The organism is Mesorhizobium sp. M2A.F.Ca.ET.042.01.1.1, assembly GCF_003997405.1.
GTDB lineage: Bacteria > Pseudomonadota > Alphaproteobacteria > Rhizobiales > Rhizobiaceae > Mesorhizobium.
The window spans coordinates 21,341-31,942 of sequence record NZ_RZRX01000045.1 but is presented as its reverse complement, the minus strand read 5'-3'; the positions used below and the strand labels follow the sequence as shown (position 1 = coordinate 31,942).

General features: G+C 60.4%; 8 protein-coding genes, 1 pseudogene and 1 riboswitch. Of the genes and pseudogenes, 3 read left to right on the top strand and 6 right to left on the bottom strand.

Annotated elements, in window-relative coordinates; translation table 11 throughout:
• From EOA23_RS09620 to EOA23_RS37055, 4 genes are all read right to left on the bottom strand, one after another.
• On the bottom strand, window positions 1–303 hold a 303-nt coding region (locus EOA23_RS09620), incomplete at its 3' end, for an FAD-dependent oxidoreductase (RefSeq protein ID WP_127303751.1).
• Window positions 300–2,135: a phosphomethylpyrimidine synthase ThiC gene (thiC, locus tag EOA23_RS09615; RefSeq protein WP_126063809.1), complete on the bottom strand. Its 1,836-nt coding sequence runs from the start codon at window positions 2,133–2,135 to the stop codon at window positions 300–302. The genes thiC and EOA23_RS09620, both read right to left, overlap by 4 nt.
• A gap of 103 nt (window positions 2,136–2,238) precedes the next feature.
• Window positions 2,239–2,355, bottom strand: a riboswitch (TPP riboswitch).
• Between the two features lie 121 nt (window positions 2,356–2,476).
• Window positions 2,477–2,704, bottom strand: coding sequence for a hypothetical protein (locus EOA23_RS09610; protein WP_245454713.1), 228 nt, complete (start codon window positions 2,702–2,704; stop codon window positions 2,477–2,479).
• Between the two features lie 662 nt (window positions 2,705–3,366).
• On the bottom strand, window positions 3,367–3,828 hold the full coding sequence (locus EOA23_RS37055; RefSeq protein WP_306283303.1) for a hypothetical protein: 462 nt from the start codon (window positions 3,826–3,828) through the stop codon (window positions 3,367–3,369).
• Between the two features lie 898 nt (window positions 3,829–4,726).
• Between EOA23_RS37055 and EOA23_RS36405 the strand changes: the two are divergent.
• The 3 genes and pseudogenes from EOA23_RS36405 (at window position 4,727) to EOA23_RS09590 (ending at window position 6,815) form a co-directional block, all read left to right on the top strand.
• Window positions 4,727–5,249: pseudogene (locus tag EOA23_RS36405) on the top strand (SMC-Scp complex subunit ScpB).
• Between the two features lie 533 nt (window positions 5,250–5,782).
• Window positions 5,783–6,433: a DUF433 domain-containing protein gene (locus EOA23_RS09595; protein ID WP_126057624.1), complete on the top strand. Its 651-nt coding sequence runs from the start codon at window positions 5,783–5,785 to the stop codon at window positions 6,431–6,433.
• 4 nt (window positions 6,434–6,437) lie between these two features.
• Window positions 6,438–6,815, top strand: a complete 378-nt coding sequence (locus tag EOA23_RS09590) for a DUF5615 family PIN-like protein (protein ID WP_126057625.1) — start codon at window positions 6,438–6,440, stop codon at window positions 6,813–6,815.
• Window positions 6,816–6,836: 21 nt separating this feature from the next.
• Here EOA23_RS09590 and EOA23_RS09585 read toward each other — a convergent pair whose 3' ends face one another.
• Together EOA23_RS09585 and EOA23_RS09580 are read right to left on the bottom strand one after the other, a co-directional pair.
• Window positions 6,837–9,470 carry an ATP-binding protein gene (locus EOA23_RS09585; RefSeq protein WP_126063810.1) on the bottom strand — a complete coding sequence of 878 codons (2,634 nt, stop codon included), beginning with the start codon at window positions 9,468–9,470 and terminating at the stop codon, window positions 6,837–6,839.
• On the bottom strand, window positions 9,467–10,591 hold the full coding sequence (locus tag EOA23_RS09580) for a DNA repair exonuclease (protein WP_126057626.1): 1,125 nt from the start codon (window positions 10,589–10,591) through the stop codon (window positions 9,467–9,469). Before EOA23_RS09580 ends, EOA23_RS09585 begins: the two co-directional genes overlap by 4 nt.
• Window positions 10,592–10,602: the final 11 nt, after the last annotated feature.

Sequence of the window (10,602 nt, the reverse complement as noted above, 5' to 3'; positions counted from 1 at the left end):
ACTGGCGAACCGGTCAAGCTCACCGGCATCACGCGGCGCGGCCACGACCAATGTCCCGGCCCGTGTCACCTGACCCGACAGCACCGCATCCCACCAGTCGGCAGCGTCGCGTCCGAGATCCAGCACCGGCTGCTCCGCGCTTTCGCGCTCGCACCATGGCGCCAGCATGCCGCCGGCGAACCACGACGCGTTGCCGCCAAGGCCATGCCGCATCTCGGCGACTGTGACCGTCGCGCCGCGGGCGGCGAGTTCGAAAGCGACGGTGAGGCCGGCAACGCCGGCCCCTTTGACGAGCACCCTCATGATGGTTTGGGAGCCTCCGGCACGACCGGTACGCCAGTCTCGTCCGCCGGCATGTAGAGATCGCCGCCCTCCCGGTATTTTGCCGCCATTGCCGCCATGCCTTCCTTCTGAGCCTCGGCACGGATGTCGTGGGAAATGCGCATGGAGCAGAATTTCGGCCCGCACATCGAACAGAAATGTGCCAGCTTGTGCGCCTCCTTGGGCAAGGTCTGGTCGTGGAAGGACCGTGCGGTTTCGGGGTCGAGCGACAGGTTGAACTGGTCCTCCCAGCGGAACTCGAAGCGCGCGCGCGAAAGGGCATCATCCCTGGTTTTCGCTGCCGGATGGCCCTTCGCCAGATCGGCTGCATGGGCGGCTATCTTGTAAGTGATCACCCCAATCTTGACGTCGTTGCGGTCGGGAAGGCCGAGATGCTCTTTCGGCGTGACGTAGCAAAGCATTGCGGTGCCGAACCAGCCTATCATGGCGGCACCTATCCCTGAGGTGATGTGGTCATAGCCCGGCGCGATGTCGGTCGTCAGCGGCCCCAACGTGTAGAACGGCGCCTCACCGCACACTGCGAGCTGCTTGTCCATGTTCTGCCTGATCTTGTGCATGGGGACATGGCCCGGGCCTTCGATCATCACCTGGCAGTCCTTTGCCCAGGCAATCTTGGTGAGTTCTCCAAGTGTTTCCAGTTCGGCGAATTGCGCCGCGTCGTTCGCATCGGCGATTGAACCGGGACGAAGGCCGTCGCCGAGCGAGAAGGAAACGTCATAGGCTCTGGCGATGTCGCAGATCTCCTCGAAATGCTCGTAGAGGAAGCTCTCCCGGTGATGGTGCAGGCACCATTTGGCCATGATCGAGCCGCCGCGCGAGACGATGCCCGTGACCCGGTCGACGGTCAGCGGTATGTAGTGCAGCCGCACGCCGGCGTGGATGGTGAAATAGTCGACGCCTTGCTCGGCCTGCTCGATCAGCGTGTCGCGATAGACCTCCCAGTTGAGGTCCTCGGCGATGCCGCCGACCTTTTCGAGCGCCTGATAGAGCGGCACCGTGCCGATCGGCACCGGTGCATTGCGCACGATCCAGTCGCGGATGTTGTGGATGTTGCGGCCGGTCGACAGGTCCATCACCGTATCGGCGCCCCAGCGGATCGCCCACACCATCTTTTCGACCTCTTCGGCCATCGACGATGTGACAGCCGAGTTACCGATGTTGGCGTTGATCTTCACCAGGAAATTTCGCCCGATGATCATCGGTTCGCTCTCGGGATGATTGATGTTGGCGGGAATGATTGCGCGTCCGCGCGCCACCTCGTCGCGCACGAATTCGGGTGTGACGAAATCTGGGATCGCCGCGCCGAAGGCTTCGCCGTCGCGTTGCAGCTTGCCGCGCATCACCTCGCGGCCGAGATTCTCGCGGATGGCTACGAACTCCATTTCTGGCGTGATGATGCCGGCGCGCGCATAGGCAAGTTGGGTCACCGCCTTGCCCTGCTTGGCCTTGAGCGGCCGATTGCGTATCGGAAATTCCGGTGTCAGGCGCTCGCCGGTGGCGAATCCATTGTCTTCCGGCCGGACGTGGCGGCCGTCATAGGCTTCGACATCGCAACGCGCCGTGACCCATTCGTGGCGAAGCCGGGCAAGGCCTTTTTCGATGCTGGTTTGGACTGATGGATCGGTGTAGGGGCCGGACGGATCGTAGACGGTGACGGGCGGTTCGCCGGCCGTCGGATGGACGGAAATCTCGCGCATCGGCACCCTGATCTGCGGGTAGAGGACGCCGGGCTTGTGGATTTTCCGCGAGGCGGGCAGTGGTCCCGTCGACACGGCGGGGGTGAGGGCATTCATCGTGAGGCTCCTTTGCTCATGCATTGGAGACCCAGTTCTGTGCCGGAAGGATGAAAAGACGCTTCTGTAGACCTGCTGCAGCAGGACCTCGGGCGTAAACTCCCGCAAAGCGCTTGCACCGTCCCTACGCCAGTATGAACTGGATCAGGTTCAACGGGTCACTGCGCCGCGAAAGCCAGCAGTATCTCAGCCCCTTACCGGGACTCCCCTGGTGAATGCCTCAAGTTGAATGGGCCGGTGCTGCTTTGTCAAGCGCCTTCGGGCGCCTTCGGGCGCCTTCGGCCGGTGGCGACGTCCGGCGGCCGGCCGAGCGGAGAGCTCGCGCATGCATCGGGGACAAGTCACGCCCCGTAGACCAGGGCTGGAATGGCCAAAGTCTCATTCGCTTCGTGAAGGATGGAAAAACTGTATCGGCCATGTGCGTCGAGATCGACCGAGTAGCTCAGGCGGTCACGGATGTGGTTATCCTGGTCGAAGGCGACGATTTGCGGCTTCAGCGAGGTGATTTGCACCACGTCCAGGTAGATGGAGTTGCAGATATGATCTGGTCGTCGGGCTGGCAGGTGCAAGCGGCCGCTCTATTCAGGATGCGGCATCGGCGGCGTTCCCGATACCAATGATATCTTGCGGGCAACTTATGCAATCACCGGCTTCGTAAAACCCGACGGCGGCGGCCGTGTCCTGGCGCTGAGGATGTGCCGCTGTTCCAGCAGAGAAATCGCGTGGGCGCGGAGTTTTCGCTCTGCGAGGAAGAGTTGACGCAATCGTTTAGCTTGCTTGCAGTTCGTAGAGACCCGCCTTTGAAAGCAACTAAGCTATTGCATTGATATGTTGGTGCGCGATCGATCGCTACATAGCCGGCCGCCATTATCCGAGTATTGATCCGCCGGTGTTCGTGTTGCCGTATATGGCAATCCCTGCGAGATCGTCGCGGCCGGATCGGCCGCACCCTCTAGTCATAAAAGGGGAAGCGACCGAGAATTCCGCTGCCGAAAACTTCTCTGGCTTGGCTATGCATGCGGTAGATGAGATCGCCGCCTACCGCGACCTGGTCGAGGAAGGCATCGACGCCCAGTTCGGACAGCCTGGTTATCGCAATGCGTTAGCGGCTCAGACTTGCGGTCTCGAGAGCGGCCTTTGGGGGTCACCTCTTTTTTGTTTCAGAGGTTGGAAGACGGCTGCTCGTTACCCAATAGAAATGGCGACTACGGAACGCGATCGATCGCGGCCATCAGGAAACACCTGTCTTCGGCTCAACCTCGACATGGCGTCCGATCGACCGCAGATATACAGCTATCTCGTCCATGAGATGATCGCGTTCGCCGTAGATCTCAGCAATCCTGCGCAGCTGTGGCTCGACGGACCTCCGTTGCGCCGGCGTCAAATCAGCATCGCCAAAGACATATCCCAAGTTGCCAATCGCGCAAATGTTGCAGCCGGCCTCCACAACTGCTTGCACGAATGCCGGAATGTCTTTTTCTTGCATAGTCTTCATGTCGAACCTCTCGTGAATGGCGTGCTTGCGCGCCCATGCTGCCTTTTCAGCGTGTCCTCTGGGCGGCGCAAGCCTTGAGCGTAATTGTGCCGGGCAACCTCGACTATCCCGTCTGCCACGCTCTTTAGAGTCGGTGGGGTCTGGTGATTGCAGGCTGGGCCACTCAAAAGCCTGCAAGAAGAAAGTCATGGCGACCATTGCTCAAGATCGCGAGGGTGCGTGCAAGACCTTCCGTTGGCAGTCATGCACGCTCACCCAGCAACTGGGTATTGAGCAACTGGGTCTCACGTCGCGGGTCTCGTGTGCTTCACAGCCGAAAATAAGGTACCACCGTGGCTATTCTCAAGTGCAGGCTACCTCTTCAGGACACGGCGGAGTGCCTTCCGACGCACCCCTGGTGCAACGTGCGACCTAACGAGACACATCTCGTTCGCGTTCCCTCGACCTTTCTTCGTATTGCTGCTTGCCCTGCGATTTCAGGCCCTCTGCTAGCTTCTCGGCCGCTCTTTGGCCTGCAATGTCACTATTCAAGATCATATCCGACATCCCTGGATGGTCATAACCGTAATGCGCATGCAGTTTCCCTCACGAGCAGCGCCTATCCGTCGATTAGTTCGTCTTCCGGAACCCGAAGCCCTTTTTATCCGGCGTACCTATCCACCATTCAACCGGTATACCTTTCCCAACTTTGGCGGACCATTTACCTCAGGCATGATCATCTCGCGTGACATTTTTTTTTGGCGCCATCATCGCACGTGGCATTTTCTAAAAACCAAGACGTGTCAATTTGTAAAATCAAGGATGCGGCCGCGCCCGTTGCGAGGATTTGCAGGTAGCTCTTCAGCCCCAACACGATGTGTGAGGCGGCGGTGGAAAAGGCAACCGACGGCGTCGACGCGTCCTTTGATGATCGCAAGCGATATGCTTCGTCGCGAGCCCAGATTGCGGTCTCGGGCACAAGGCGAGATCACAGTTCTGCGATCTGTGGTAACGCGAGCCCGCAAAGCGCCGCTGCGGCCACCGCTTTTGGAATCTGGACGAGATTCGTCGTCGTCTGAGATCAGTTGATCGAGCAGTTCGCGCGCGCGGGACGCGCTTGCGGTGCAGTCTCTCCCGCGAGCTCGCCCGTGACCTTCTCATCGACGACATCCGAGAGCTGCGCGGACGGCCCTATGACCTCGTCGCTGTCGCCGGCGGCTGGAAGCACCTGACACGGCCGGCCTATGCCGATGCCATCCGCGCCTGCGGAAGCAGCGGGCGTGCCGTGGACCTGACGTGGTCGGACGTGCTGATGCTGATGTGCATCGGCACTTCCAGCCGATTACCCGCGCCGAATTGTCGTCGGTTTTCGGGAAGTAATCAGTCGCGACCTGATCGGCCATCTGCGGCACCGGCCTGATCGCGTCGAACCCGCGCAGTCCGACGCCCGGCGCTCCCTACACCTATGTGACGACAAAAGCGTCCTGCTCGAGTTCGGCCTCGACACGCTTCGCGATCTCCCGGACTGCGAGGCGCTCGAGGATGCCGGGCTGCTGAGCAGAGATGAGCTGCTTGCTGGTGAAATTATGCCAGAGTTGGCTAGTGGCCATGAGGATGCGGGTTTGGATACGGAGGAATAGCTTGGCGCTGCAGACGCTGTGGCCACCGGGCTTGCGAGTGCTTCCAGCTTTCCATAGCGAATCTAGCGCGCCCAAGGGCGTCCGAAATTTGTAGGCAAATTTCGGACATGGACACGGTCAGCGACGTCAAGCAGGCAGCGGTATGCGGCCTCTGCACCGCTGTCGCCCAAAAATTCGTGGCCATGGGCAAGCCCCACTTGAGACCCCCAGAGAGAACGCTCGTGAGCGATGGAAACGGTTTTGGTCCAAAGCTTGATACAGATGGCCTGCAGATGGGTGTAGGGTTTCAAAGCGCTCGAAGACGCGCCTTCGCAGAGTTAAAAGTCCGCGACGAACTCGTGTGTCGTTTGTCGCCAACTGCAAATTCGATAGTTAGCGCAATTATACTGCGCCGAGTCTGCCATCTCGAGCCCCAAGGGTTTGTGAGGCCTCTCGGCTCACCACCGCCTTTGCTAACCGCCGTGATTCCAAAGACGCGTGCCTTTACGGAGGGGGTCAAACGGCCTATATTATTCTTTATAAGGAGAAGAATAATGGGCACACTTGCTCGCATCTACACCCCCGCAGAGGCAGCCGCCGTCAGCGGGATAGGAATCAAGGCCGTGCACAATGCGATCGACAAACGCATTGTCGATACTGTGCCAAGCACTGCTCGGCGCATCGGTGGGGTCGTCCGACGGGCATTGACCGGCGAGGATTTGCTGCGGCTCAAGCTTTGGTATGGCGTGGGTGCGACATTGCCCGCTGATCGTCGCTACCGCCTGTTCGAGGAAATCAAAGCTGCCCCAAGGGCCAAGACCGTAAGGGCCGACGACCTGCTGATCGTCGACGTCGCCGAGGCACGTAAACAGCTCAAAGCGCGCATCGTGGATCTTGATGAAGCGGAGGCCGCCATCGGCCGCGTTAAAGGGGTGATGGGCGGAGAGCCTGTCTTCAAAGGAACCCGCATCCCTGTTCGTATGATCACGACGATGCTAGCGCAGGGCGCAGATGAAGCGGAGGTTCTGGAGGGATATCCGAAGCTAACGCCGCGCGTGATTGAGCTCGCCAGAATGTGGGTCGCCGCGCACCCGGTTCGTGGGCGGCCTAAGAAGCTGGTCGAGCAGGGCGTGAAAATAAAGTCGTCGAAGCGCGTGGTTTTGAAGGGCGACCCAGGTCCGTCGGCCAGGTCGAGACGCGTGTGACCTCGTGAGGTTTCTGATCGATGAGTGCCTGCACACGTCTCTGGTTGCGGTAGCCCAAGAACGCGGACATGAAGCAAACCACGTCAACTGGCTTGGGCTAAGCGGCGAAACCGACTGGGACCTCATGCCGCTCATTATCGATGAGGATTTCACCTTCGTCACCAACAATGCTAAGGACTTCAGGAAGCTCTATGCCAAAGAACCGGTTCACGCCGGCCTGATTATCGTCGTCCCTCAGGTCGGGCCTGAAAAACAGAGAGAGCTCTTCGATGCTCTCCTCGAGGATCTTGGCCCAGAGGAATTCCTGATTAATGAAGTTATCGAAATCGAGATCGAAAACGGCATTGCAATCGTAACACGATACGATCTGCCGTCGCCCTAGCTGAGGCTGCGCGATCTCCGCTTATGACCGACCCGGTTGCCAGTCGCTCATCTGCAAAATGTTACCGCCGAGTTTTGCAAACGCGCGTTGGCGGCAGGAGAAAACGAGAATCTGCTGATCGTGTGATTGACGATGCAAAGCGTCGAACATGCGCTCGATGCGGTCGTCATCGGAATAAACCAAAGCGTCATCCAGGATAACCGGTGTGGGTCGGCCGTCGCGGGCAAGCAAACGGGCGAAGGCCAGACGTGTCAGAACCGAAAGCTGTTCTCGCATGCCGCCACTCAACCTATCGACATCCTCATCCTGACCATTGCGGCGAACGGTCTGTGGCAACAGTGTGTTCTCGTCGAACACTATGGAGATGTCATCGAATAGCAATCCAAGCAGCGGTCGCAGCTCGGACATGACCGGCTTCAGATAAAGATCGCGTGCCGTCGAGCGCGCAGCGACCAGCGTCGTGCGCAGCCGGTCGAGGACGGCTTTTTCGAATTCGAAGCGTCTCGCTCGCTCTCCAGCGATTTCCAATTTTTCTGTGGCCTCGCGCAAAGCTTCTTCCACCGCGTCGTCGGACCGAGTGCGAATATGGCCATTGAGATCGGCCAGGGTTACACGCAACTGACTTGCTTCCTGTGTGGCGGCATCCTGAACCGAACGGGCGCGGCGCAGAACGGCTTCAGCGCTGGTGAGATCGCGAGCGCCGTCGCGCAGGGGAGCAGCGCGCATTTCGGCCGCTTCGCGCAGCTTTTGTCGTGCGGTGGCCTCGGTGAGCAGCAAGCGCCCCTTTTCCTCGCGCGCTGCATCGGGTCCCAATATGACCTCGAGGCTGGTCAGTTCCGCCTGGATGGTGACATAAGCCGTCTCCGCAGCCATGACAGCCTCGTCGGCATGGCTGCGCAAAGGCAAGGCCTCGCGCACGCTGTTGCGTGTTGTCGCCACACGCTGCTCGGCTGCGGCATGATGTTGCCGGATCTGTTCTGGATCGACTTTGAGTTCGAGGTCCCCGGCCCCGAGGGCACTCAGACGAGCAAGCTCCTCGTGTAATTGCTGTATCCCCTTGGGCGCGAGATCGGCAAGTCGCTGACGCGCCAAGCCCAGTTCGGTAGCTTTGTCGCGCGCTTCCACTAGGCGCTGGCGTGCCGTCCTGAGGCTATCGACACCGAGGGACGCAAGCAGGCTGCGGTGCTTCGCTTCGGCGTCTTCGATGGTCCGGTCGGCCTGCTGCGGCCGATTCGATCGCAGGGTCAAGGCTCCGATGCCGGCAATATCCAGGCGTACGGTGCCAGCAAAGCTTTGGTCTTCTGCATGGGGCAAGGGCTTGGCATCGATGGTCACCAAATCGGCGGCGCCGTCCCGGTATTCCATGCATAGCGTCGGCAGGGTTGCCAGGTGAGCTGCACGAAGGCTGGCGATCTCGATTTCGAGCGCCTGGAGTTGCTCGACAGCTTGTTCCGGCACCGCCAGCATCGCCAGTGCTGCCTCTCCATCTTCGATCTGGGTTCTGGCGACTTCGGCTTGTTTCAACCGGTTGTCCGAGCCGGCCAGTTGTTCGGCAGCGTCACGCGCCAAAAGAGTCGCATCCAGCCGCGCGAGCAATTCGCGTGCTTCGCGCTCTTCCAGTTCGGCTGCTTGAACTTCGCCCATCGCTTGTTCGTTTTCGGCAATGGCAGAAGCGCGCCGATCGAGAACCTCACTGCGGCGAAGCTGCGCAATCGTCGACTGCTGGCGCAAATCCGTGGCTCGTTTGAGCGCGGTCCGAAAACTATCGAGGGCCTGCTGCGCCGCGTCGTGGTGAATTGCGGCAAGGGCAGCTTCCGCCTCGGCGGCTTTCAAGGCTTCGCTGTGCGATTTGGCGGCCTCGACTGCGGCTTCCGCGGCCGAGATGGCTTCCCGCCGAGTGGCGCCTTCTTCGGGGTTTTCAAGCTCAGACAGACGCGCCAACGCCATGCGCCGCTTGTCGAGCGAATCGCGCAGACCGGTGACTTCGGCGCTGAGACGCTGCTCGTCTTTCACCAGCTTGTCACGCTCGTCGAGCGCTGCCGCATAGAGACCGCCGCTCTTGGGACGCAGCGTTGACGTAACCAGGCTATAGAGTTCTTCTTCACATGCCGCGGCGATTTCGGCCATGCGTCGCCCGCCGGTCAGGGCTTCAACTTCCCCCTGAACCGAGGACAGTAGGCTTTCGCGCACGCGTTTTTCGCCGTCCTCCTCGCTTTTGCTGCGCCTTTCGATGCCGGTGACCCCTTGGCGAACCCAGAGCAATCCTGCCGGTCCTGCGCTTCCGCCATGGATTAGTTTGCCGATAAAGGCTTCGGCCTCATCGGCTTGAGCCAACAGTCGCCCGCCGTCGAGGTCAATAACGCTGGCCAGCCTGCCGCCATAAAACTGCTTGGCAAGTCGATAGCGTCCTTCTGAAGTGGTGATGTCGGCCTCCACCACCGGATTGCCCCCACTGTAAGGCCGCAACAGTCGCACGCCTTCGGGTGTGCCCGTGTGAGGCTGGAAAAAGAGTGCGTGCAGCGCTTCGAAGAAGGTTGATTTGCCGAACTCATTGACCGCGCAAAGCACGTTGACGCCGTCGCCGATGTTTTCGATGGCGACGCCTTGCCCGGCGAACCGTTTGACGTTGTGGAGCCGAAGGGCCGTAAGTTTCATGATCCCATCGCCTCGCAATAGCTGAACAACCGAACCAGTGCTTCTCGCGATATGTCGCGTTCGACAGCCGACCGGGTTTCGTCGCTGCTTTCATCCAACAGTGCCTGCGCTGCCTCGCGAAGGGCACCAGAGCGGTCGATCCGATCCAAATCGCCACTTTCGCAGTCGGTCGCGAGCCCGTCCCCGTCCAGTTCCAGATAGGCGAAGTCGGGCGCGGCTACCGCGATCGCCGCTTGAAGGATCGTTCGCCCACTTAACCGCACCCGGCCAGACGCGGCAATTCGCAGCAAAGTCTGACGCCGCAGATGAGCCGGTGGAAGCAACGCTTCAAATGCCGCGGCGCTGTCGTCGCCAGACAGCAGATGCAGGGGAGCGGTTTTCCAGGAAAAGCTAGCTGTTTCAACGGCCACGATCTCGGGCACGGCGCCAGGCCCGGCAATGGAAACGACAAGGGCCTGACCGGGTGTATCATGCTTGAAACGGTCAGGTTCGGGCGCACCGCTATAACGGCTGCGCTCATTGATGGTGACGGGTCCGTGCCAGTCGCCAAGTGCCAGATAATCGAGGCCGGCCTTAGTCGCGCGATCTGGTGCAATGACATCGGACGCTGCTGAATCTTCGGAAAAGTTCTGAATAGCGCCATGAGCAAGGCCGAGCCGGATGGCGCCTTGCGGCGTCGCGGCGCTGTTCATCCACTCGGTAAGGTCGCGACCGGGTCTGCGGGTGGTGCAAGGTGCAGGCAGCAGCGCCACGTCCGCGCCAATGGTCAGGGTTTCGGGCCGCGTCGCCAGCAGGACATTGTCCGGCACAACGCTGTCCGCTGCACTCCACAATTGATCAGCCAACAGGGAATCATGGTTGCCAGGCAGCAATATCCAGCGCAGAGGCGCGCTCTGGCTCATCTCGGCCATGGCCTGCCGCAACATCGCTGGAGTGGGCGTTTCGGTATCGAACGTATCGCCGGCCAGAAGTATGGTGGATGCACCATGGACGCGTGCCTGCTCTGCCAGCCGGCTGATCGCGCCATGGCGCGCTTCACGGAGCCGCCCGCGCAGATCCTCTGGCATGTTGCCGAACCGCTTGCCGATATGAAGATCGGAGCTGTGGATGAATCGAAACATGGAGTCTCCGA